This is a genomic window from Arcicella sp. GW822-FHT02H01, assembly GCF_058802005.1.
The window spans coordinates 3,865,645-3,891,337 of record NZ_JBXANT010000001.1; the positions used below are offsets into that span (position 1 = coordinate 3,865,645).

Genomic DNA, 25,693 nt, shown 5'->3' on the forward strand with positions numbered 1-25,693 from the left:
TTGAATAGCATGAAGCTCAAAGGTTTCCTTTCAAGAATTAAATATGTGACAGCATTATTGTTCACCATAACAGCTGTCCATTCTATTCAGGCCCAGCAAGAGGTTCAATACTCACAATATATGTTCAATATGTTGCCAATCAACCCTGCTTATGCAGGAAGCCGTGATGTATTGAGCGCCACTGTAGTACATAGACAGCAATGGATAAATATTACGGGAGCACCCACTACGCAATCTTTTTCAGTTGATAGTCCTATAAATGGAGAGAAAGTAGGAGTAGGGTTTCAAGCCTATAATGATAACATTGGGGATTTTAGGAATGTGGGTTTATATGGTTCTTATGCTTATAGAATAAAAGTAACGCAAAGAGCAACTTTAGCAATGGGTCTTCAAGCTGGTGCAACGAGTGTTTCTGGAAACTTAACACAAACACTATTAACTCAAACAGGTGACCAAGCTTTTACTTATTCTTTCAATAAATGGTTGCCTAATTTTGGAGCAGGCATTTATCTAAGTGATGACAGAGGGTATATAGGTTTCTCGTGTCCGAGTTTAATGCGAAATAGATTGATAGATGCTGAAGCAGGAAAATCGGGAGATTCAGTAACAAGACAAGAACGCCACTATTTTTTGATGATGGGTTATGTTTTCCCATTAGGTCGTTCATTTACGTTAAAACCATCAGTTTTATCTAAAATAACGCGTGATGTGGCTTCATTTGATTTAAATGCAAACCTTTGGTTTAATGATAGATTTGCCCTTGGTTGTTCTTGGAGAACCAATAATTTGAAATTCGCTTCTCCTTTTGCTAACCAATACGGTGATGCATTAATAGGAATGCTCGAGGTTCAGGCTACTGACCAAATCCGTTTTGGGTATGCTTATGATTACGCATTAAATGGTTTGAAAAATATACAAAAAGGTTCTCATGAATTTATGCTTCGTTATGAATTTGGATATCGTAAAACGAAAATACTTACACCACGGTATTTTTAATCAATCGATTGACGAGCGTTATATAAGCAACATTCTTATATAAGAAGCAGAATTGTAAAGAAACCTCCTAGTAATACTATAGATAGTAAAATATTTAAAACGATGATTAATTTGAATAAAATTATACTCTGTTTCTGTCTGATGTTGCTTGCAACAGTTGGGGCTATTGCGCAAACTTTAAAGGATGCCGAGTATCAATTCAAGCAGATGAGTTACCTAAATGCCTCTGAAATGTTTGAACAGGTATTAAAAGGTAAACTATCTGAAGCAGACCGTCAGGCTGCTTTAATTAAATTGGCTTATTCATACAGACAGATGCGTGATTCACAAAATGCTGAAAGGATTTATCATGAGCTAGTTTCAAAAGGTACGGCATTCTCTGGAGCAGATTCTAAAGTATATTTATATTATGCACAAGCGTTGGCGTCAAACGGTAAGTATAAAGAAGCTCAGGATGTTTATGAACAATATGCTAAAATTGAAATAGCGGATACAAGGAGCGGTGGTTTTCAAAAATTATACAAAAATGTGGATGTTTTAAATAGAAATGCCGCTTGTTATAAAGTAGACTATTTATCACTAAATACCGACCATGCTGATTTTAGCCCGATGTATTATAAAAATGGCTTGGTTTTTAACTCGAGTAGAGTAAATGAAATAGGACTAAAAAGAATGTTTAGTTGGGATAATTCACATTTTCTGGATATGTATTATCTCAGTGATATCAATCAATTAACCACTACAACACCAGCAGGTTTAGGCAGTTCAGCGGATGATAAATTAAAAATCAAGAAAAGAGGTGCAGGAGTAGGCGAAGATGAATATACTGCTCCAACAGCCAACGATACTAAAACGATAGGTACTTATAGTGGCTCTAATATTTATAGAAATTTTGTAGAAACTCCTGGCGTAAAAACAGAGAGCTTTAGTAAAAGCCTCAATACAAAATATCATGAAGGCCCCATGACTTTTACAAGTGATGGAAAGAAAGTGATTTTTACGAGGAACAATTACAATAATGGTAAATACAAGACCTCTAGCGATAAAATCAACAAATTAAAAATATACACGGCTGATTTAAAAAATGGTGAATGGGAAAATGTTAAAGAGGTGCCATTTGATAATAACGATTTTTCTACAGGTCATCCAGCTTTGACGAAAGATGATAAATTAATGTATTTTGTATCAGATATGCCAGGAGGCTATGGTGGTACAGACATTTATGTGTGCGAATATCAAGATGGAAAATTTGGTAAACCCATCAATATGGGCCCAATTGTTAATACAATAGGCAATGAAATGTTCCCATTTGCAGACGAAAGAGGAAATTTATACTTTGCCTCAGACGGTCACCCTGGTCTTGGTGATTTAGATATTTTTTATGTGAAATTATCAGGCATGAATGCAGTGAGCAATGTGTCTAATATGGGAATGCCGATTAATTCAAGTAAAGATGATTTTGGATTAATTACCGACGGTGAACGCAAAACAGGCTATTTTTCTTCAAATCGTAAACGTGGAGGAACAGATGATGATATTTATCGTTTTACACGTGAATGTGATGAAAAACCAGAATGTCAGGAGCTACAAATAATCGTTTATGATTCAGACTCAAAAATGCCTTTGGATAATGCAGATGTAGAGATTTTGACTGATGGGAAATCTGTGATGAAAAAAACAGATTCAAATGGAGGATTTAAAATTTGTGTAGACTTGAACAAAGAATATAAGTTTAATGCCAGCAGAGATAACTATTTACCTAATTCAGTTTCTTTTACAACGATTGAAAGTAATTTATTAAAAGCCCTAGAGATTCCCCTGATGAGAGTAGGACTTGATGATACTTCAAATGTTGCTAAGGCTAAAAACACTTCACCATGTGCGGCAACGAAAATTATCAAAGGTAGGGTAACTGCAAGCAAAAATAAAACATCATTAGGTGGTGTTAAAGTAACGTTAACCAATGAATGTGACGGAAGTATTCAAACAGTTACGACAGGCGCAAATGGACTTTACCAATTCGAAATTTGTGAAGGATGTGAATATTCTATTGATGCTGCCAAAGAACATTTTGCTAGTAAAGGTAATAAAATAGAAAAATTGGGCGTGAATGACCCAACAGAAATCAATAGTAATTTAACGATGTTTGAAGAAGGCGACGTGATAGCACTTGATAATATTTATTATAACTATACGAAGTACGATATTCGTCCAGATGCAGCTGTAGAGTTGAATAAATTATTGAGGCTGATGCGACGTTATCCAAACATGAGAATCGAAGTACGTTCGCATACCGACAGTAGAGCTACGACAGAATTTAACCAAAAACTTTCAGAAAATCGTTCGGCATCTGTTGTTCAGTATTTAGTTAAAAGAGGTATCGCTGCTGATAGATTTGAAACTTCTGGTTATGGTGAAACACAATTGTTGAATGAATGTGCTGACGGTATAGAGTGTACAGAGGAACAGCATCAGATAAATAGACGCTCAGAATTCAAGATTATACAATTAGAATAAAGAGATAAGATAAAGTAAAAAGCCTATCCAGACATTGTTCGGGATAGGCTTTTTGCATTTATATAAGATTATACTTTTAAGCTATACGGATAGGCAAAGTTAGATTCACTTCAAAAATACTATTTGTACATTTTACTTCTAATTGTCCGCCTATGGTTTTTACCCATTCATTTACGATGTATAAGCCTAGTCCAGTACCATTCATATCTTTGGTAATATGGGCTTGATAGAAAGGCTTTATGGCTTGGGTATCCATTTCATAGGTTCCTAAAAAATGATTTTTAAGCGTCAATGTTAAGAATGAACTATTTGAAAGTATTTCAGAATAAATTCTATAATCTACATTGGCAAATTGAATGATATTTTGATAAAGTTCGGATAAAATATCTTCCACAAAAATGCTGTCATATCCCTTAAGAGGCGAAGCATTGTGGTGAGTAATCAGGTGAAAATCAGAAGGTTTGCTTTTTTTGAGTTGATGGAATAACTTATGCTCTAGTTTTATAACATCTACTTCTTCTTTTGAGGCATTTTTCCAAGGGTTTATGCCACAGATGAGTTGGTTATACCAAAGTAATTTACGCGTAATACGTAGCATCCTTTTGCCAGAAAGCCTGATGCCATCAATCAAAATTTGAAGTTCATTAATATCCAGAAAACTAGAGTTTTCAATGCTTTCTGACATTAAATCTGTAAAGTTTACTATGCCATTTAGTGGCGTAAGGTATTCATGGTTAGAGATACTTAAAAAAATATCGGTAGCATTTTTGCGAATTTCTACATCAGCAGAAGCTTTTTTGAGAGAACTAATTCTTAACCTAGAATTGATAGTTTCAATTAAATCTTTGGTAGTAAAGGGTTTTGTAAGAAAATCATCAGCCCCTAGATTCATCCCTTTCCGTTTGTCAGCGAAATCTGCCCTAGCTGATAGAAATATAAATGGAAGATTTACTAAACCTTTTTCATAACGAATAATTCTTAAAATCTCATACCCATCCATCTCGCCAAGCATAATATCACAAATAACAATATCTGGCTGGAAGGCTTCGATTAACTGGATTCCTGTCTCCCCATCTTCAGCAACAAAGCAGCTAAATCCGCTAATTTCTAAAATTGTTTTTGTATTATCGGCCAACAAAAAATCATCCTCTATCAATACAATTTTAATCATAATTGTTTTTGTGTAAGATATTATTGCTTCATATATTTCAAATTGAGGTGATTTAATCTATAAATTACCTATTTTATATTGAAGAACATCTATAATCATTAAAGAGGGGCACTGAAATTTTGTGTAGCAAGAAGAAGTGCTTCTTGTAATCTATTTTTACTAACTGGTTTTTCAAGATAAGCAGCCGTTTTCAACGTTATTCCAGCTAATTCACATAACTCTTCAAAACTACTTTGGCTAGCCGCTGATACGATAATAAGCTCTATTTGTTTATCCAAAAATTCTTCAGGATATGATTCTAAGTGAAACATAAATTCATATCCATCCATTACTGGCATATTCAAATCTAATAATATAATCAACTGCTTTTCGGTAGAATTTTTAATCCACTCTAAGGCCTCCTGTCCATCAGTAGTTTCGCTGTAAGGTATATTAAAGGATTGTAATGAACGAGCTAGCAATATTCTGTTAAGATGCTCATCATCTACAATTAATGTCTTAGGAATTTTATTCATTTTTTTACAAAATTTTATTAATATAGGTCAAATTCTCTTCAAAATAATAGCTGACATCAAAGAGATTGAGTTATTAATGATATACATGAGTTTACAGTTATATAAACTCAACATTACATAATTATTGACTCATGAAAATTTAAATATTTCACAAGTTTATTTTAATAAGTTTAATAATGGAATTGTTTCAATTTCAATAAATAATACTTAATATTCAAAGTACGTCTATCAATCATTGAATAATTTATATATTTATATAAAAGGATGACATAACTTAATTTTATGGTAAATTAAGAAATGGTCTTTTTGCTAAATTACTTATTTATTAATTAATAACAAAAAGAATAACTCCTCTTTTTACTAGGAAGTATTCTTTTTTATATACTAGTAATAGACCCATTTCAATTATAAATAACTGAAATAAAGGATAAATGTAGATCCTTCATTTTCTTTGCTATCAAAGCTGAGCTTTCCTCCGTTTATCTTCACTAAATTTTTTGCTATTACTAATCCTAAACCTGTTCCTTCTATCCTTCCGACGTTATTTGCCCTATAAAAAGAATTAAATACATTGTTTTTTACCTCAGATGGGATACCTATCCCAAAATCTTGAATACTTATCTGAAAAGAGTCTTCGCTAAAGATTAAAGAAAGAATAGGGTTGGGATTATTCCGAGAATACTTGAAGGCATTTGATAATAAATTATCCAAGATTAAAGTAAGATGGAGAGGGTCTATTTGTGCAGTACGAGGTGAACCTGTCACTTTAAAATCTATAAATCTTCCATCTTTTTGTAAAACATTTTGTGCCTCTGTGCTTGTTTTAACCAATTCAAGAATATTTACATCTTCTTTATTACAACTCAAATTGTTGGATTCTATTTTTCCAACAATCAAAATTTCGTTCATCAAATTGGTGATTCTATCAATCTGACTACTGATAATGTTCACATGTTTTGTAATATGTGGATTCTGTTCTTTATCTATCAATTGGATAATTTCAGTACTTGAACGAATCGTAGAGAGAGGCGTTCTAAACTCATGAGACGCTACGTTGACAAAAAGCGTCTTCAAATCATTCAATTCTTTTTCTTTTTGTAACGATGCCATCAAAACTTCTTCGGTGCGTTTTCTATCATTTATTTCTCTGGAAGAAGTAATAATTCGATGAGTAAGGTCGTAATCATCAAAAAATACTTTTGAATTAGTTTCCAGCCACACATAATTTCCATTGGCTTTTTTGAAGCGGTAACTCGTATAGGATGATGTAGTTTCGCCAAATGGCAATTGTTCTTTGTCAATAAGCTCTAAATCGTCTGGATGGTAATAATCAGATAGTTTTTTCCCAATTAAATCTTGAGGTTCATAGCCAGTAATTTGTTTGATAGAAGGCGACAGGTACAATAAGTTACCTTCTAAATCATGAATACAAACTAAGTCTTTTACATTATTGGAGAGTAATTCGTAAATATGGGCATTTTCTTTTTGTCTAGTGATATCTCTTAATGTTCCTGTAGCTCCAATGACAAATCCTTTAGGGTCTGAAATAAACGTAACTGAAGCCTTAATCCATTTTATTTCTCCAGTTTTTGTAATGAATCTGGCGAGGTGCTTACTCGTAGGCTTTTTTTCACGTATTAAGGCATCAAACAATTGTTCTTTTTGGGCGGCATCTTCTGGGTGCATAAACTCATAAAATGGTCGTCCTAAAGATTCCTCTATACTATAGTTGAGGATTTTTGTCCAAGAATCATTCAAGAATGTCCAGTGCCAATGCTGATCAGTTTTAAAAACGATGTCGCTAATAAGATTAATTACTTCGTGATATTGGCTTTCTGAATATTGTACGTTTTCAGTAGCGAAAGGAATCGTGTTGGGAAGTACAATAAATTGTACCAAAATCATTGAAACAATACCATTTTCATCCATAAGTGGAGTGAACTTTTGCTTTATTGTATTTGGTTCAAGCTCAAAAGATTCTCCCTCAAATGTTCTTTTATAGTGTTCAACAGTTGAAAGAAAAAATGGATGTTCTGATGTGGTTACTTTACTGATTTCATGTAATTGTGGTAGTTCATCAAAACTGAATTTATAAGAATCTATGAAAGATTTATTAAAATAAATAAATCGGTATTCTCTATCTAAAATATAAACATTGCCTTCTAATGAATTCAATATTACTTCCGATAAATAATTAATCGAGGAAGATGTCATCTGCTAATGGCGGTTTTAAATTTTTAATATGATGATAACTTACTACTCAATTGAACGGGTTTATATAATTTAAATAAAGATAAAACAAAATATTTATTCATATTAATGAAAAAATAAATATTGTAAAATCTATAGAAAAAATTAGAATAAGTATATTAGTTAGTTTTATAATTTTTTGAAATGGCGGTTTGCTTTACTGTTTGTTGGGTGTTAAACATTATTTTTTAAGTTGCGAAATTATAAAAATAATGATAGAACACCCTGTATGACAACTGGAATTATACTTATTTTAGTATAATTTTTTTAAGTATAATAATCTAAGAATAAATATAGGGTTTAGCTAATTAGAATTTGAAGTTTGAGGGTAGAAATAGACTGGTTGTGTTGAAGAATTGTAAATTCAAAAATTACCGATTACGTTGAAGTTACCGTGTTATTATTTTTTAGTAAAATAAAGGATTTTTTCTGATAAAGGTATCATTTTCGAAAGATACTCTATATTCGGATATAAAATGGCTACTTTTTAGATAATAATCTGTAGAAATTATCTGAGCACCCGAAAGTTTGGCCGCTTCAAATTGTGAAAAATCGTTTTTACGGGCCTGAATAGTTTCAGCATCAGCACGTGTTCTGACGATATAGCCGCTTTCTACATACTGTTTTATTAATGCTTGATTCTTTTTAGGGTCATTTAAAATTAATATAGCAGCCTCAGGGGTGTTGGGTAGGGCATTAACAAACATTACTCTGCCTTTTAAGGAAGGATGATGCTCAATAAACATATTTCTTTTTGTCCCTTCTTCGTCTAAAACAAAAATAAATTTGCCACGAGCATTTTTTAATTTAGGCCAATTTGATTTTAATACGGCATTTTCTAAAGTTGAGTAATTGCCTTGAATATCAGCAGGTTTGATTAGTTTTTCTTCTCCCAAATAATGTTTAATATCATCCTCCAACGCATCAAAAGTTTTAGCAACGAATTTTTCAGGTATGATAAATCCTGGTTTTCTTATCTCATCGTCTTTGGCATTCATCGTGATGAAAATAGGCTCATGCTTAGGGTTTTTCTTAGACCATTCTTTTAGTTCAATCAGATAATCTTTGAAAAGAGGATGATGACTTCTGAAGTCTATGTCTTGCACATGGAATACTTTGAAGCCAGGCAATTGCATTTTTTTTTCAGTATCAAAAGGGGGCTGATTTTTTACTAATTTCATGCCGTAAGGTTCAGCATATTTGCCTCCTAAAGTATCTGAATAAACATCAATTTCTAAATTTCTTAAGCCTAAGTCGAGCTGCGTTGTAATAGGAGGGTGGCTGTATTCTAAGCCAGATAAATCGGGTTTGTTCTTCCCATTGATTAATTTGAAGAGGGTGGAATCAATGGCTACTTTATAACTATTGTGTGAGCCAATTACTTGAATTTTATTGATGGTTAGCTGGTCTAAATTTTTAGTCGAAATAGAAAAACCAAATGCTACTATTACTGCAATCAAAAAAAGTTTCATACGTATTTATACTTTAAAGAGAATATTTTGGGCTTTTGGGAAAATGCAAGTGGGTGAAATTACTTAATAAAAATTCATCTTCTATTATGAACTATACTAATTAACTGAATGATATTTATTTTGTAATATTTTAATAATTATCGCTCTATACTATATCAGAATATAGGCTAGTCTACACAAAGTGTATCATCATATAATATGCCAATTTTTTTTTTAGGACTAAATTTATCAAAATGAGGACACTCTTAGGTTATATTGAAACATAAATCATGCTTACTTTGTAGTAATAAAGTATTAATCAGTGTTGATACTTTTAAATAACTATTAATTTAAAAATTATAATCAATGACTTCATTAGAAATCGTAAAACAATATTACGAGTGTTTTAATCAAAAAAATTGGGCTGGAATGTTGGCTCTTTTACACCCAGACGTTCGCCATGAGCCTAACCAAGGTGAGCCAAGAATTGGTATCGAATTGTTTACTGAATTTATGAAACACATGGATGAGTCTTACGAAGAAACATTGACTGACATGGTGTTTTTTGAAGAACCTAATAACGAACGTGTATCTGTAGAGTTTGTGGTAAATGGGATTTATAAAAAAGGTGAAGAAGGTTTGCCAGAAGCACACAATCAGTCATATATTTTACCAGCAGCGGCATTTTTAGGAATAACAGATGGAAAAATAAGTAGAGTAACTACCTATTATAACCTCCCTTTATGGATTAAATTGGTTTCAGAATAAGCAGCTATTCAATGCAGACAATCTCATATATTACCAAAAAAGGCCAAGAAATTAGCACCATTTTTGAAGATTTAGCACAATTAAGAATTACCGTTTTTCATGATTTCCCTTATCTTTATGAAGGTACGCTAGCTTATGAAATAGAGTATCTGAAGGTATATTCAGAAGCAGAAAGAGCTTTTGTATTTGCTGTTTATGACGGTAAAAAAATGGTTGGAGCAACCACTTGTATTCCATTAGCTGACGAGAGCTCCGAAGTACGATTACCTTTTGAAAAAGCTGGTTTTGATATTGATACCATCTTTTATTTTGGGGAAAGTATTCTTTTAAAAGATTATAGAGGGCTAGGACTTGGGCATCGTTTTTTTCATGAGAGAGAAACTTATGCTAGAAGTTTTCATAACTATAAGACTACTTGCTTTTGTGCAGTAGACCGTGGTGAAAACCATCCTTTACAGCCAAAGGACTATCGATCAAACGAGGCTTTCTGGACAAAACGAGGCTATCGCAAAGAAGTTTCTTTGCAAAGTACTTTTGAATGGCCCGATATTAATGAAAGTATATCAACGCCCAAAACGATGATTTACTGGAAAAGAGATTTATAAATTAACCAATAATGAACGTAAGGATTGCCTCGGCCCAATACCCAATTACTGAACATCTCTCTTTTGAAGATTGGCATAAATATACCGAAAATTGGATTTTGAATGCCGTTCAACAAAATGCACAATTACTACTTTTTCCAGAATATGGTTCTATGGAGTTAGTAAGTATTTTCGATAAAACAATTCAGGAGGATATTCAGCAACAAGTATTAGCATTACAAACCCTAAAAGAGGCATTTTGTAAGGTTTTTGCTGATTTGGCTAATAAGTATCAAGTAATTATTGTGGCACCTAGTTTTCCTGTACTTGAAAACGATAAGATTTTTAATCGAGCTTTTGTTTTTTCAACAAGAGGATTAGTAGGGTTTCAGGATAAGTTTTTCATGACTCGTTTTGAAAATGAAGAATGGGGAATAGATACTGCTGACCCTAAAAATCTAATACTATTTGAAGCCGAGTGGGGAACATTTGGTATCCAAATTTGCTATGATGTTGAATTTGCTTTAGGCTCACAACTATTGGCGTCATCGGGGGCATCTTTAATTTTAGCGCCAAGTTGTACAGAAACTATTCGAGGAGCTACGCGTGTACATATTGGTGCTAGGGCTAGGGCCTTGGAAAATCAGGCTTATACCGTCGTTTCCCAAACAGTTGGTAATGCTCTCTGGTCGCCAGCGGTGGATATCAACTACGGTTTTGCGGGATTTTATACAACCCCCGATAAGGGAATGCCCGAAGAAGGAATTATTGCTACGAAAAAACCACAAGAAATAGGATGGTTAGTAGATACTTTAGACTTTTCAGCGATTGAGAAAGTAAGGAATGATGGACAGGTATTCAACTTCAATGACCATCAACAACTAAAGGTTGGGTTTGACGAAATGGACATTAACATTCTTAGAGCTTCTATCTGAAAGCTTACAGCTATCGTCCTAACTGAATTTAAAGAAATAAACATTCACCTTCTCAAAGCTCACAACTCATCGCTCAAAGCTATGAGTTGTGAGCTTTTTTTGTACTATTTTATGTATTTTTATTAGCTATTTATGATTAATCAATAATTTTAATCAATTGATTAAAATTATTGATTAAGGACTTGTTTTTAGTTATTTTGTTGTATACCTTTGTCTTATTAATCAATTGAATTATGAAGTGCCTAACAAAATCAGCTGAAGATAAAATTAAAGAAGCTGCTATTAAAGTTTTTCTGGAAAAAGGGTTCGACGGAACTACTACTCGAGACATAGCCAAAGAAGCAGGAGTAAACAGTGCTTTGATGAACTATTATTTCAGAAGTAAGGAAAAACTGTTTTCAAGCGTCTTTGAAGAAATGCTTCAATTGTTTTTTGATGGAATTATCGAGATATTTAATAAACCTATTCCTCTGAAAGAAAAAATCTCGGATATTATCGATCACGATTTTCAGATGTATAAGAGTAACCCAGATTTGTCAAATTTTATTATTCACGAATTACATCGAAACCCTGATCGTTTTTTTAGTGCAGTATCCTTTGATAAAATATTATGTCATTCCATTTTTGCGCAGCAATTGAATGAGTCTATCAAAGCCGAGGTGATTAGGAAAATAGATATTCAGCATATATTATTATTGATGAAATCTAATGTTCAATTTATATTTCAAGGTAAGGTGATGACCTGTAAACTTTGGAATATGAATGATGCAGAATTTGATGTTTTTGCTGAAAAGCACAAAGTAATTATCAAGGAAATGATTATCCAATATTTATTTAGCTCTGAAAAATAGAGCTAATTTTTTTACCTATATTTTAATCAAATGATTAAATCAGAGATATAAATCAAAAGAATAAACTAAACGATTAAATTATTCCACTCATGATACATTCAAGATGGTCTTTCGTTTTTATAATGATGTTAGTTGCATCAGTAACGAAGGCACAAGAACTTACTCTCGACCAACTAGTAGACCAAGCTTTAAAGAACAACCAGCAAGTACAATTATCGAGGTTAAACGAACAACAAACAGATGCTCAGATTAGTGAAGTAAAAGCGAAAGCAAGACCACAAGTAAATTTGACAGGCGACTATAAACGTTACTTGAAAATTCCGGGTCAAGTAGTACCCGCATCGACATTTGGTGGAGCCGAAGGAAGTTATCAAGTATTAGCCTTAGGCTTACCTTATAACTTATCAACATCAGTACAGGTTTCACAAGCATTGTATAGTCCATCCATCAACATAGGTTTAAAAGCAGCCAAGCTAAGTGTTGATTTAGCAAGTTTACAAACTTTGAAAACCAAAGAAGAAGTAGCCTATAGCGTTTCTACTACTTATTATAACCTACAGACCATTGCTCAACAAATGGCTTTTTTGAAAAGCAATGTTGCTTCGCTTGATAGATTGATTAAAGTAACGGATTTACTTTACCAAAATAAATTATCACAAGGCATTGATGTAGATAGACTAAGAATCAGCAGAACGCAATCTCAAACACAACTGGAATCTCTTCAAGGTTCATATCAGGAATTAATCAACGCTTTAAAATACCTGACAGGGACTTCTCAATCAGAAAACCTAAGTGTAAAAATTGACATCGACCAAAATGCTGAGGTACCAACATTGATAGCTAGTGATGCAATGAACCGAACCGACCTATTGATTTTAGAACGCCAAAAAGCTTTGAATGAACAAAGTACGCTGAATACTAAAGCAGGATTCTTACCAACACTTTCAGCTTACGGTGTGGCTAACTCTACTTTTTTCGGAAAAGATGGCGATAATAGTGTGCTGAAAAATGTACCAGGATATTGGGTTGGCTTACAACTCAACTGGAATATTTATGATGGCTCTGCCAGAAAATCGAAACTTGTTCAGCAAAAAATTGAGAATCAAAAAATATCAATTCAATCAGACCAAACCAAAGAGAGCATCTCGATGGATATTGCCAATGCCCGTACTAAGTTTTATGTAGAACAAAGAAACATTGTTGCTAGCAGAGAACAAGTAGCATTAGCAGAAAAGGTGTATACACAAACACAATTGCAGTTTAAAGAAGGCACTACGGCCTTAACTGAAGTAATTCAGGCTGAAAATGCCGTACAAGAAGCTCAGAATAATTACCTAACCACACTAGTTAATCTACGTTCTGCTGATTTGAATTGGAAAAAAGCCTCGGGTACTATTATTCCTAAACAATAATATTCATTTATAAAAAATCAACATATCAAACAATGAAACGTCTTACTATCATATTAGCCCTTATTGCTACCCTTGGCTTAACGGCATGGAAATTATCTTCTAACAAAGAAAAAGTAGCAAACAAAGTTTATCAGCCTGATGTAAACCTAAAGGTTGGTGTAACTACTTCAGTAGCAGCATTACGAAATTTATCTCAAGAAAGTGAATTTTTAGGTTCTTTTACGCCTAACCGTGAAATTGAAATTAAGCCTTTGGCAGGTGGTGAGGTAATTCAATTGCCTATCAATGAAGGTCAAGGCGTAAGAGCAGGACAATTGATTGCTAAATTGGATGACGAACAAATTCGTTTTCAAATTGAAGCATTGCAAGTAACCCTAGAAGGCTATCAGAACGATTTAAAACGTTATGAAGTATTAGTAAAAGGTGATGCAGTGCCAGCAGTGAACTTAGAAAGAACTCAATTGAGCATTAGAGGAACGCAAGCACAGATTAAACAATTGAAGAAACAATTAGATAATACCGCGATTACAACTCCTTTTGCAGGGATTGTTACTTCAAAAATGATTGAGAAGGGTTCAGTAGTATCGATGGGTGCGCCTATTGCTAAAATCACAGATATATCAGCGTTAAAATTAGTAGTAAATATTCCTGAGAAATCAATTAATCAATTTAGAGTAGGTCAATCTATCTCTATCGAAACACAAGTATACCCTAACGTATACTTCAAGGGTAAGGTAAATATGGTAGGGGTTGAAGGCGATGCGGCTCATAATTATCCTGTAGAAATCATTGTTCAAAATGGTAATAACAACCCTTTGAAAGCTGGTATGTATGGTTCAATTGTGAACGAAAACCAATTGAAAGCACAAACGTTGGCAGTACCCCGTCAGGCAATTGTGGGTTCTACTAAAAAAGCACAGGTTTACATTATTGATAACGGAAAGGCTGTATTGAAAGACGTAACAATCGGCGTGACAAACAATGAATTTTACGAGATTACTAAGGGAATAAAAGAAGGTGACCAAGTAATTGTAAGTGGTCAGATTAACCTACAAAATGGTACGCCTGTAGTGGCTCAATAAATCTAACAATTAAGCTAATGAAATTCGTAGAAACCATCATAAAACGCCCTTCTGTTATCATAGTGCTATTTGCTGTGTTAGTATTAGGAGGGTTAGTATCGTATAATAAGTTGAGTTATGTATTATTGCCAGAGTTTTCGATTGGAACGCTGACTATTACAACGATTTATCCTGGAGCAGCACCCACAGAGGTAGAGTCGGAAGTGAGTAAAAAGATTGAAGATGCTATTTCTGGCCTTGATAATATAGACATCGTTACCTCAAAATCTTTAGAAAGTGCCTCTATCGTTATTGTACAGTTCAAAGCAGGAACCGATATGGATAAGGCAATGGAAGATGCACAAAGGGATGTAAATAACATGGTTAGCGATTTGCCAGACGATGCCAAAACACCATCTCTTTCAAAAATATCACCGAGCGACCAACCAATTATGCAATTGTTGGCTACCTCAAGTTTACCCAATTCAGTTTTTTATCAGCAGGTAGAAGATAAATATTTACCTGTTCTTCAGCAGATACAAGGTGTTGCCGAAATCACGATGGTAGGAGGAGAGAAACGTGAGATTCGTGTAAACGTAGATGATGATAAATTGAATTATTATGGCTTATCATTGCTTCAAGTAACGCAAGCAATTGACCAAGCTAACTTAGATTTCCCGACTGGTAAAGTAAAAAGTAAAGCTGAAAACATGACTTTGCGTTTGGCTGGTAAATTTACTTCGCTAGACGAAATCAGAAATTTAGTCATTGCTACCCCACCTAATGGAAGTCCGATTCGTGTAGCAGATGTTGCCAATATTACAGATGGGTTAGGTGAAATAGAAAGCATTAGCCGTTATAACGGTACCGATGGAATCGGTCTATTTATCAAGAAACAGTCTGATGCCAATGCCGTAGAAATTAGCCGATTAGTCCAAGAAAAACTAGCCGCTATTGAAAAGTCCAATGCAAACGATAAAGTGAAATTTGCCATCGCTTATGATAGCAGTATTTTCACGTTAGCATCTGTAGAAGCCGTAACACACGATTTATTTTTGGCTGTTATTTTGGTGGCTGTCGTAATGCTTTTGTTTTTGCATAGTTTCCGTAATGCTTTTATCGTAATGGTCTCAGTGCCTGCTTCGTTGATTTCTGCCTTTTTGTTTATGTATTTAATGGGCTATTCACTCAACTTGATGACATTGCTGGCACTTTCATTGGTAATTGGTATTTTGGTCGATGACTCTATTGTGGTTTTGGAAAACATTCAAAGACACTTAGAAATGGGTAAAAATCGTTGGGATGCTACCCTTGATGGGATGAGCGAAATCGGTTTTGCCGCAGTGGCTATTACGCTCGTGATTGTGGTAGTTTTCGTACCAATTACTTTCGTAAGCTCAGTAATTGCTGATTTACTTCGTCAGTTTTCACTGACAGTTGCCTTTGCTACGATGGTCAGTTTATTAGTAAGTTTTACCCTTACTCCTTGGATGACGTCCCGTTTAGCAAGACTAGAACACTTGAATCCTAAGAATCCTTTCCAAGCGTTTTTATTGTGGTTTGAAAGTGGATTAACCGCCCTGATAAAATGGTATCATAGTAGTTTAGAATGGGTGCTTTCCCATAAAATAGCCTTTACAGCCATTTTAGTGTCACTTTTTGTAGCAACAGGCTGGGTGATGTCCCTAGGTATTATCGGTCAAGAGTTTGTGGCTCAGGGCGACCAAGGTAAATTTTTGTTGACAATGAAACTTGATAAAAGTGCTTCATTACAACAAAACAACCTGAAAGTAAGAGAAGTAGAAACGTATTTACACAAGAATCCTGCTGTAAAAACGATATTCTCGAACATCGGTGGCGCAAGTACAGGCTTGAATAGTACTGGTCAGGGTGAAACTAATAGAAGTGAATTAACAGTTGAGTTAAAACCAGTTGAAGAACGTGAGAAGCATCTAGCTACTGAAGACTTTATGATTGATTTACGCAAGGAATTAGGTCAAAAATTTGCGGGGGTAGAATTCAATTCTTCAATCATTGGGATGGTAAATTCAGGGTCAGCACCTATCGAAATATTTTTAGGAGGCGAACATTTAGACCAACTACTAGTAGCGGCGAAAGATTTGAGTAATCGTTTAAGAACTACTCCAGGAGCCAACGACATAAACATTTCTGTAGATGATGGAAACCCAGAAGTACAAGTAAATGTAGACCGTGAGAAAATGGCGAAACTGGGACTAAACATCCAAACAGTAGGTGCAACTTTACAGAATGCTTTTGCTGGTAACGACGATTCGCAATTTAAAGATGGCTCAGAAGACTATGACATCAGAATTATGTTAGATGCCTTCGACCGCAAGAATCCAGAAGATGTAAAAAATATTAACTTTTACAGTCCGATAGCGGCACGTCCTGTTCGTTTAGCCGAATTTGCTAATGTGTCATTAAGCACTGGCCCTTCGATTTTAGAAAGAAAAAACAGACGTTCATCTGTCACCGTAACAGCCAATACGTTAGGGCTCGGCTCAGGAACATTGATTGCCGCCATCAAAGCAGATTTAGTTAAAAATCCGTTGCCAAGTAATGTAACCCTTACGTGGGGAGGTGATGCTAAAAACCAAGACGAAGGCTTTGGTTCACTAGGATTGGCCATGTTAGCAGCTTTGATTTTAGTGTATTTCATCATGGTTTTGTTATACGACAGTTTTATTTATCCTTTAGTAGTATTGCTCTCTATACCAGTAGCAGTGATTGGTGCATTACTTGCTTTAGCCCTTTCGAGTTCTAATATTGGGATTTTTGCGATGCTTGGTATGTTAATGTTGATGGGGTTGGTAGTAAAGAACGCTATCCTAATTGTTGACTTTGCCAATCAGCAAAAGGCAGAAGGCGTACCCTTCCGCAAAGCGATATTACATGCAGGAGAAGAACGTTTGAGACCCATCTTAATGACTACCATTGCCATGGTAATTGGTATGATACCCATCGCTACGGCAAGTGGTGCTGGTGCGGAATGGAAAAACTCGTTAGCATGGGTATTGATAGGTGGTTTAACTAGCTCAATGTTGCTTACAGTGTACTTAGTACCAATGGTTTACTACTTAGTAGACAGGCTAAAAGAGAGTTGGACTAAATTTAGAATGAAGCCTAGTAAAGAAGTACCATCTGTACAATTTGTTGATTAATTTATTTTTTTAATTAAACCTTATTGTTGTTTATAAGTCTAATAACATGTGGCATAGTTTTTTGGTAAACTATAAGGTATGTCTTTACATCTAATAACTGATAATAAGGTTTAATTAACATTCTTATCACCCACTTTAATGATGCTTAAATGAAATTAAAAGCTATAAAATTTTCTTTTCATTAAATTATTAACATAAGTCATTTTTTTAAGACTTTAAATAGGATAGACTTGTTTTCTATAAGTTTCTTAAAAATATTTTTTGGACTATTCCTTGTTTTAATAGGTCATTTTTTTTGATAAAAAAATATTGAATCTAAGGGTAAAAACTTTGAACCTTTTAAAAGTTTCCATAGTTTATTTTAATAGAGTAATAATTAATCTAAATACTTTTTTTTAATCATATACAGATAATGCTGTATGTATAATTCGAAGAAACCGAGTATACCAATATGTACGTTTTTTGAATTTTCTTCGTCGCATTTTTTAACTTTTAATTGTATGAAAGACATCATTGTACAACCAGCCACAGGTAAATTGGGAATTTTAATGCCAGGTATGGGTGCCGTTGCAACTACGTTTGTTGCAGGCGTTCTTGCAAGTCGCAAGGGCATCGCTCAACCAACAGGCTCTCTTACTCAAACTGCTAATATCCGCCTTGGAAAACGCACTGAGAACAGAAATCCAAAAATCAAAGATTTTGTGCCTTTAGCTAATTTAAATGATTTAGTATTTGGTGGATGGGATGTGTATGCCGACAGTATGTATGATGCTGCTGTGAATGCTGGAGTGCTTGAGAGGGGATTAATCGAGCAAGTGAAAGATGAACTTGAAGTGATTAAACCAATGAAAGCCGTTTTTGATAAGCGTTATGTGAAAAACCTTGACGGCGAAAACGTAAAAACTGGCGCAACTAAACAAGAATTGGTTGAAGCATTACTTGAAGACATTGATAACTTCAAAATTGCCAACGACTGCGAGCGTTTAGTAATGGTTTGGTGTGGTTCTACTGAAATTTATCACGAAGCTAAAGAAGTACACGCATCTTTAGAAAACTTTGAGGCGGGTCTTTTAAGCAATGACCCAGACATTGCTCCTTCAATGATGTATGCTTATGCAGCCTTGAAATCAAATGTTCCTTTTGCGATGGGTGCTCCTAACTTATGTTTAGATATCCCTGCTTTAGAAGAACTAGCAAGAATTACAGGAACACCAATAGCAGGTAAAGATTTCAAAACTGGTCAAACGTTGATGAAAACCATCGTAGCGCCAGGTCTTAGAGCACGTGCTTTGGGTGTTAGAGGTTGGTTCTCTACAAACATCTTAGGAAACAGAGATGGTTTGGTATTAGATGCGCCTGAAAACTTCAAAACCAAAGAGGTATCTAAAGGAAACGTATTAGACGGTATTTTAGATGCTAGCATCAATCCAGAATTGTATGGGGATATTCACCATAAAGTAAGAATTGAATATTATCCACCGCTAGGTGACAACAAAGAAGGTTGGGATAATATCGACATCTTTGGATGGTTGGGTTACCAAATGCAAATCAAAATCAATTTCCTTTGTCGTGACTCTATCTTAGCAGCGCCAATTGTACTTGATTTAGCAATATTCCTAGACCTTGCTCAAAGAGCTAACTTATCAGGCGTTCAAGAATGGCTATCATTCTACTGGAAAGCTCCACAAACATTGCCAGAATTAGAACCAATTCATGATATTTTCAAACAATTGGAAAAATTAGAAAATACACTTCGTTATTTAATGGGCGAAGAACTAATCACTAATCTTGGTATGGACTATTATCAAGATGTTGATGCAGAAGTAGAACTCTAATTAGGTACCCAATAAAAGAAATGGCTCTTGCTCATGTAAAATTTCAAGAGCCATTTTTCTATTATGTTGAATTTTCATAAAATCTTTGCTTCCGCACTCGGATTAGGATTTATCCCAAAAGGTTCGGGAACTTTCGGAGCATTGTTGGCTTGTGCTATTATAGCGGGTGTTTTTCATTTGGTAAACGATACTTTTTATTACCATCTAACCTTAATTATACTAACAGTAGTATTTACATTCGTAGGCAGATGGTCGTCTGCTATCATGGAAACACACTGGGGCGAAGATGCTTCTAAAATAGTAATCGACGAGGTGGCTGGAATGTGTTTAAGTTTATGCTTCATTCCATTTTCATGGCAAAATCTACTGATAGCATTTATCTTATTCAGATTCTTTGATATATATAAACCATTCAATATTAGAAGTTTTGAAAAATATGGTAATGGTTGGGGTGTCATGCTTGATGATGTAATGGCAGGAATTTGGGCCAATGGATGTTTACAAGTAATCATCTTTTTCCTGTGAGCGATGTCTAATTTTTTCAAACCTTTTTTCCGTTTTGTTCCAGTTTCAGCTCTTGCAACTTTTGTAGATTTTAGTACTTCTTATTTAGTGCTTCACTATCTAGGTTTTTCTTATACATTATCTACTATCTCAGGCAATGCCGCTGGCGCAATCATTGGTTTTGTTTTGTCTAGGCTATGGGTGTTTCAAGATGCAAAAACTGAAAAGACCCAATGGCAATTAATGAAATATATACTTGTTTCGATAGGGAATTCAGCAATGAACACCCTTGGTGTTTTAGGCCTCAGTAAAATTATAACAGCAGATTATCTAATCATAAGGGCATTAGTCGGGACGTTCGTATTCGTAGTCTATAGTTATGGATTGAACAGATTGTTCGTGTTTAATGCAAAAAATCATGAAAAAATATCTATTTAATATAATAGCAAACCACTTTAATAGTAATATTACTTTACGAACAGTATGCTATTTATTTTTGAGCATCGCTTCAATATCGTCTGTATTCGGACAACAACAAACAAAAGTAAAAGGGAAAATCATTGATAGTAAAACCAATGAGGCTATTCCCTTTGTCAATATCATTGTACAAGGTACAAAGCAAGGCATCCAGACAGATATCAATGGTAACTATACCATGGATATTCAAGATGGGCAAGCTACTAAAATCCAATTTTCATCTATTGGCTATAAAACTGAAGTAAAAACTTTTAAAAGAGATATAAGCCAAACAATCTCTATTAAATTAATTCCTCAGTCGCAAAACTTAACAGAAGTAACTGTAAAGGCTAAAAAAGAAAAGTATCGTAATAAAGATAACCCAGCAGTAATTTTAATAAGAAAGGTAATTGCTCACCGCGATGAAAACCGTAAGGAAGGATTAGACTATTATCAATACGAAAAATACGAGAAGGTTCAATTAAACCTAAACAATATTGATGAAGATTATAAGAAGAAGAAGATGTTCAAAAATTTTCAATTTATCTTCGATAATCTTGATACTTCAAAAACGACAGGGAATGTTTCATTACCCCTTTATTTAAAAGAGACTGTAGCAGATGTGTACTTTAGGAAAAATCCGAAGGATGAAAAGGTATATATCAAAGGCGAGAAAAAAATTGGGTTAGACCAATATATTGATAACAATGGTATCGCCTCATATATCAATCGTTTGTATGAAGATATTAATATTTATGATAGCAATATTAGCTTACTGACAAACCAGTTTATCAGTCCGATTTCTAATTTATCCCCAACTTTTTACAGATTCGTCATTTTAGATACACTTCAATTCCAAAATATGAAGTGTGTTAATTTAGGATTTTCACCACGCAACCCTTCAGACTTCGCTTTTGTAGGGAATATGTATATTTCATTAGATTCTAATTTTTCGGTCAGAAAAGTAAAATTAGGTGTTCCTAGAAGCATCAACCTTAATTTCGTGAACGAACTTTTGGTGGAACAAGAATTTGTACCTGTTGAGGATAACAAGCTGATGCTTGCTAAAGATGAAATTACAATTGACTTTGGGTTCAGTAAAAAAGAAAATAAAAGAGGAATTTTAGGAAAGCGATCGGTTTCTTATCAGAATTATGTTTTAAACAAACCGATTGAAAACAGCATCTTTAAGCCAATTCAAAAGAATGTTTTGATGGATATGGCTTTGGATAAAAGTGATGATTTTTGGGCTTCGGCTCGCCATGAAGGATTAAACAGTGTTGAAAAAGGAATTTACCAAATGGCTGATAGTATTCAGCAAGTACCTTCTTTTAAGCGGTTTATGACTATCGCTGGATTGGTTCTATTTGGATACAAAGATTTTGGTGATTTTGAGATTGGCCCTGCCAATGCATTTTATAGTTTTAACCCAGTAGAAGGATTCCGACTGCGTTTTGGGGGTAGAACGATGGCAAAATTGAATCCGAAATTGTATTTAGAAACCTATGCAGCTTATGGTTTTAAAGACGAACGTTGGAAAGGCTATCTTGGGGTTACTTATAACTTAGGCAATAATTCAATCTATGAATTTCCGAATAATTACCTAAGAGTTTCTTATCAGGATGAAGTGAGAATTCCGGGACAGGAATTACAGTTTATTCAGGAAGACAACGTATTGTTATCTTTCAAAAGAGGGATAAACGATAAAATGACATACAACAAAATTTTCCGTTTAGACTATCGTCATGAATCAAGAAATGGTATCAGTTATGAATTAGGTTATAAAAATCTTACCCAAGAAGCAGCAGGTTCATTGTCATTTGAAAGATACGCAAGTGCTAATCCTTCACCAGATGTTAAGCCCTATAATGAAAAGGATTTAACAAGTTCAGAATTATCAGTAAACTTGAAATTTGCCCCTAATGAGCAATTTTATCAAGGCAAAAACTATAGAATACCTATTATTAACAAATATCCTATCTTCCAATTGCGTTATAGTTTAGGTATCAGTAATTTCTTGAAAGGAGATTATAATTATCATAACCTTACTTTCAGAGCCAACAAGCGTTTCTTTATATCGCCAATTGGTTATACCGACATTACGGCTGAAGGAGGAAAGATTTTTGGAACAGTGCCTTATCCGTTATTGATAATTCACCGTGCTAACCAATCGTATTCATATCAGTTAGAGTCATATAACTTGATGAACTTCTTGGAGTTTGCTTCTGATAGGTATGCGGCTGTATTTGTAGACCATTATTTCAATGGATTTATTTTTAATAAATTACCTCTTATCAAAAAACTAAAGCTTAGAGAAGTGATTACTTTCAAGGGGCTTTGGGGAGGAATAAGTGCTAAGAATTTGCCTGAGAACAATTTAAGTTTGTATCGTTTCCCAGAAGCGGCAGATGGTACAGTCTTAACCAACTCATTAGCAAATGGGCCTTATATGGAAGCTAGCGTTGGTGTATCTAATATTTTTAAAGTATTTAGGATAGACTTGGTAAAACGACTTTCGTATTTGGATAATCCTAATGTATCTGAATACGGTATTCGTGGTAGGTTTAAATTTGATTTTTAATACTCTAAATAATCTCTTAAAGCTATGTATACATTAAAAACTGTGGGACAACAGGTAATTTATCAAATTATCAATCCCTTTATTAAATTATTGATTGCGTTAAAAGTAACGCCAAACGTGATTACAACGATTGGGCTGATTCTGAATGTTTTTGCAGGAGGTATTTTTATATACGCTGCCGAGGCTTCGTTCCGAGGTGACTTTAGTTATATAGGGTGGGGCGGAGCAATGATTTTGTTTGCTGGTGTGTTTGATATGATTGATGGAAGGCTGGCACGTGTAGGCAATATGTCTAGTAAATTTGGAGCCTTTTACGATTCTGTATTAGACAGATATAGCGAAATGTTCATGTTTTTGGGCATCTGTTATTACCTGATTTCTCATCATTATTTATTCAGTTCGTTCTTTGCTTTTTTAGCATTGATTGGCTCGTCGATGGTAAGCTATACTCGTTCAAGAGCCGAAGGGCTAGGAGTGAAGTGTGATATTGGCTGGATGCAACGTCCTGAAAGAATTGTTATTATTGGTGGCTCTGCTTTGCTTTGTGGTATTTTAGCACCCATCATCGGAAATGATTTTAAAATTCAAGGCTTAGAACCTAATATTCCTTGGTTTGAAACCATCTCTATTTTTACAATTCCGATGTCAATCGTGGCGGTGTTGTCAAATTATACCGCCCTGCAAAGAATTGAACATACCAAAAAGTCTTTGGCTGAAAATGAAAAATAAACAATTACAAAGGCTTTTGATAGTTAGTATAATCCTTACTTTAATAACAAGCTTTTCACCCATTAATTATCCTAAAGTTCCAGATTCGCCTGTTAGGTTATTCTACATCCAACGAAGTGCTAATATAAACACCATTGTTTATGATGCCAATTTATTGCCAAATGGAGATTTCGATAAAGAAAATCCTATCAGCGTATATTGGATACGTTATCAAGAACAAGGGCAAAAAAAGGAGCTTACTTGGATACAGAATTTTCTGGCTTATGGAATTAGTGCTAAAGAAACTACCCGAGAAAATGATTTTGATGCTTGGGTAGTTTCTTACAAAAAAAAGAAGCTGAAAGTAGGATTCGACAAACACAAAAAGCCTTGTGCACAATTAGAAATTAACCACAAACTAGCTAGATTAGATCATGTTTTTGTAAAAACAGAAGGGAGTAATCTTCGTCCAAAAGTACTTTACGTTGAGGTTTTTGGAAAAGACATGACTACTGGAGAAGATATTTATGAAAAAATTAAGCCTTGATTTTTGGGCACTCGACGAGAGTAAAAGTTTTTTAAGGTTTACTCGGAAGAATATTGTACTCACATTATTGATAAGTATCGTTTATTTTATCTGGTTTGGTCAAGTAATTACTTACCGTCCAGAACATTCTATCCTTTACTTTCTACTACTCTTTTTATTCTATTGCAATAGTATTACCCGTAGCTTTATGAAAGCTATGTTTCCCTTTGTAATATTTTGGGTAGTTTACGATTCCCTCAGGATTATCCCCAATTATACGATTAATCCTATTCATATTCAACAACCTTATCTTCTTGAAAAGTATTTGTTTGGGGTAAATGATAATGGTATTAGAATAACCCTCAACGAGTATTTTACTAAATATCGTACTACTTTTTTAGATTTACTGTCGGGACTATTTTATATCAACTGGGTGCCTGTGCCGTTGTTGTTTGGTATTTATGTTTTCTTGAAAGACAAAACCATCATGTATAGTTTTGCCTATTGTTTCCTGTTTGTTAACCTCATTGGCTTTTGTGTTTATTATATTTATCCAGCGGCTCCACCTTGGTATGTGGCCGAATATGGCTTTACCGAACACTTTAATATTATGGGTAATGTAGGTAACTTAAAGTACTTTGATATGTTGGTAGGCAGTCCAGTTTTTAAAGGTCTTTATGAGAAAAATGCCAATGTTTTTGCCGCTATGCCCTCATTGCATTCCGCTTATCCTTTGATAGTACTGTACTTTGCCATTCAGAAAAAGATGGGCTATTTTATTATTTTCTTTGTAGTGTTTTGTTTGGGTATTTGGGGTTCGGCAGTCTATTCAAATCATCATTATGTCATAGACGTATTGGCGGGTATTAGTTGTGCTGTTTTAGGAATAACGCTATTTAATGTTTTCGTACGTAAACCCATGATAAAATACATTTTACCTTTATAAAAACAGCCTTACAACCTTGGCTATTAATGAGCTATTGTTAATGAAGATAAATACTAAATTTTAAATATGAAATATTGTACTATTCTAATAAAATGTACGGTATATGAACAAAATATATAATAATTCCGTTATGTTTGTATTGTAGAAGTAAAATATAATCAATACAAATATGGAAACTTTAGGTTATTTAGCTGGTATCTTAACTACCATCGCTTTTGTGCCACAAGTAATACAGATTTATAAAACAAAATCTGCCAAAGACATATCCTTAGCGATGTTTCTTTTGTTTACTTTGGGCGTAACATTTTGGTTAGTATATGGAATAAGTGCAAATGCTGTTCCTGTAATTGCTGCCAATGCTCTCACGCTGATGTTATCATTAGTGATTCTGTTTTTTAAATATAAATACAGAAAATCAGTCTAAAAATCTTTAAATGTCCTTCT

General features: G+C 34.2%; 21 protein-coding genes. 17 read left to right on the forward strand and 4 right to left on the reverse strand.

Translation table 11 applies throughout. The features are described 5' to 3' along the window. The first annotated feature begins 9 nt into the window (after positions 1–9). The gene (locus AC1RNE_RS16140; RefSeq protein ID WP_492802207.1) at positions 10–996 is read left to right on the forward strand and encodes a PorP/SprF family type IX secretion system membrane protein; all 987 of its coding nucleotides are present in this window, start codon (positions 10–12) and stop codon (positions 994–996) included. A 102-nt stretch (positions 997–1,098) separates the two neighbouring features. Further along, the gene (locus tag AC1RNE_RS16145) at positions 1,099–3,513 is read left to right on the forward strand and encodes a carboxypeptidase regulatory-like domain-containing protein (RefSeq protein ID WP_492802209.1); all 2,415 of its coding nucleotides are present in this window, start codon (positions 1,099–1,101) and stop codon (positions 3,511–3,513) included. A gap of 76 nt (positions 3,514–3,589) precedes the next feature. Here AC1RNE_RS16145 and AC1RNE_RS16150 read toward each other — a convergent pair whose 3' ends face one another. From AC1RNE_RS16150 to AC1RNE_RS16165, 4 genes are all read right to left on the reverse strand, one after another. Next, positions 3,590–4,684 (reverse strand): hybrid sensor histidine kinase/response regulator, encoded by a 1,095-nt coding sequence (locus AC1RNE_RS16150; protein WP_492802211.1) that lies wholly within the window; start codon positions 4,682–4,684, stop codon positions 3,590–3,592. Positions 4,685–4,782: 98 nt separating this feature from the next. Further along, entirely contained in the window at positions 4,783–5,199 is a 417-nt protein-coding gene (locus AC1RNE_RS16155) for a response regulator (RefSeq protein WP_492802213.1), read from the reverse strand. A gap of 405 nt (positions 5,200–5,604) precedes the next feature. Further along, entirely contained in the window at positions 5,605–7,413 is a 1,809-nt protein-coding gene (locus tag AC1RNE_RS16160; RefSeq protein ID WP_492802214.1) for a PAS domain-containing sensor histidine kinase, read from the reverse strand. A 443-nt stretch (positions 7,414–7,856) separates the two neighbouring features. Next, positions 7,857–8,921 (reverse strand): phosphatidylinositol-specific phospholipase C1-like protein, encoded by a 1,065-nt coding sequence (locus AC1RNE_RS16165; RefSeq protein ID WP_492802216.1) that lies wholly within the window; start codon positions 8,919–8,921, stop codon positions 7,857–7,859. A 345-nt stretch (positions 8,922–9,266) separates the two neighbouring features. Between AC1RNE_RS16165 and AC1RNE_RS16170 the strand changes: the two genes are divergently transcribed. The 15 genes from AC1RNE_RS16170 (at position 9,267) to AC1RNE_RS16240 (ending at position 25,673) form a co-directional block, all read left to right on the forward strand. Beyond that, positions 9,267–9,668 (forward strand): nuclear transport factor 2 family protein, encoded by a 402-nt coding sequence (locus tag AC1RNE_RS16170; RefSeq protein WP_492802218.1) that lies wholly within the window; start codon positions 9,267–9,269, stop codon positions 9,666–9,668. Positions 9,669–9,679: 11 nt separating this feature from the next. Next, complete coding sequence (locus AC1RNE_RS16175) at positions 9,680–10,273, forward strand: GNAT family N-acetyltransferase (protein ID WP_492802220.1); 594 nt, start codon at positions 9,680–9,682, stop codon at positions 10,271–10,273. A gap of 11 nt (positions 10,274–10,284) precedes the next feature. Beyond that, positions 10,285–11,187: a carbon-nitrogen hydrolase family protein gene (locus AC1RNE_RS16180; RefSeq protein ID WP_492802222.1), complete on the forward strand. Its 903-nt coding sequence runs from the start codon at positions 10,285–10,287 to the stop codon at positions 11,185–11,187. A 233-nt stretch (positions 11,188–11,420) separates the two neighbouring features. Then, complete coding sequence (locus tag AC1RNE_RS16185; RefSeq protein WP_492802223.1) at positions 11,421–12,038, forward strand: TetR/AcrR family transcriptional regulator; 618 nt, start codon at positions 11,421–11,423, stop codon at positions 12,036–12,038. A gap of 89 nt (positions 12,039–12,127) precedes the next feature. After that, on the forward strand, positions 12,128–13,450 hold the full coding sequence (locus AC1RNE_RS16190) for a TolC family protein (protein WP_492802224.1): 1,323 nt from the start codon (positions 12,128–12,130) through the stop codon (positions 13,448–13,450). 32 nt (positions 13,451–13,482) lie between these two features. Then, on the forward strand, positions 13,483–14,532 hold the full coding sequence (locus AC1RNE_RS16195; protein ID WP_492802226.1) for an efflux RND transporter periplasmic adaptor subunit: 1,050 nt from the start codon (positions 13,483–13,485) through the stop codon (positions 14,530–14,532). Positions 14,533–14,549: 17 nt separating this feature from the next. After that, entirely contained in the window at positions 14,550–17,693 is a 3,144-nt protein-coding gene (locus AC1RNE_RS16200; protein WP_492802228.1) for an efflux RND transporter permease subunit, read from the forward strand. A 500-nt stretch (positions 17,694–18,193) separates the two neighbouring features. Continuing rightward, positions 18,194–19,528, forward strand: a complete 1,335-nt coding sequence (locus tag AC1RNE_RS16205; protein WP_492802230.1) for an inositol-3-phosphate synthase — start codon at positions 18,194–18,196, stop codon at positions 19,526–19,528. Positions 19,529–19,591: 63 nt separating this feature from the next. Beyond that, entirely contained in the window at positions 19,592–20,053 is a 462-nt protein-coding gene (locus AC1RNE_RS16210; protein WP_492802232.1) for a phosphatidylglycerophosphatase A family protein, read from the forward strand. Between the two features lie 3 nt (positions 20,054–20,056). Then, positions 20,057–20,470 (forward strand): GtrA family protein, encoded by a 414-nt coding sequence (locus tag AC1RNE_RS16215; protein WP_492802234.1) that lies wholly within the window; start codon positions 20,057–20,059, stop codon positions 20,468–20,470. After that, a complete protein-coding gene (locus tag AC1RNE_RS16220; RefSeq protein WP_492802235.1) occupies positions 20,451–23,069 on the forward strand; it encodes a DUF5686 and carboxypeptidase-like regulatory domain-containing protein in 2,619 nt (872 codons plus the stop codon). The genes AC1RNE_RS16215 and AC1RNE_RS16220 overlap by 20 nt, the downstream gene beginning before the upstream one ends. A gap of 24 nt (positions 23,070–23,093) precedes the next feature. Continuing rightward, on the forward strand, positions 23,094–23,798 hold the full coding sequence (locus AC1RNE_RS16225; RefSeq protein WP_492802236.1) for a CDP-alcohol phosphatidyltransferase family protein: 705 nt from the start codon (positions 23,094–23,096) through the stop codon (positions 23,796–23,798). Then, complete coding sequence (locus AC1RNE_RS16230; RefSeq protein WP_492802237.1) at positions 23,788–24,324, forward strand: DUF4833 domain-containing protein; 537 nt, start codon at positions 23,788–23,790, stop codon at positions 24,322–24,324. Before AC1RNE_RS16225 ends, AC1RNE_RS16230 begins: the two co-directional genes overlap by 11 nt. Continuing rightward, positions 24,305–25,249 (forward strand): phosphatase PAP2 family protein, encoded by a 945-nt coding sequence (locus tag AC1RNE_RS16235; RefSeq protein WP_492802238.1) that lies wholly within the window; start codon positions 24,305–24,307, stop codon positions 25,247–25,249. The genes AC1RNE_RS16230 and AC1RNE_RS16235 overlap by 20 nt, the downstream gene beginning before the upstream one ends. Positions 25,250–25,418: 169 nt before the next feature. Beyond that, complete coding sequence (locus AC1RNE_RS16240) at positions 25,419–25,673, forward strand: SemiSWEET transporter (protein ID WP_492802240.1); 255 nt, start codon at positions 25,419–25,421, stop codon at positions 25,671–25,673. The last annotated feature ends 20 nt before the right edge of the window (positions 25,674–25,693 follow it).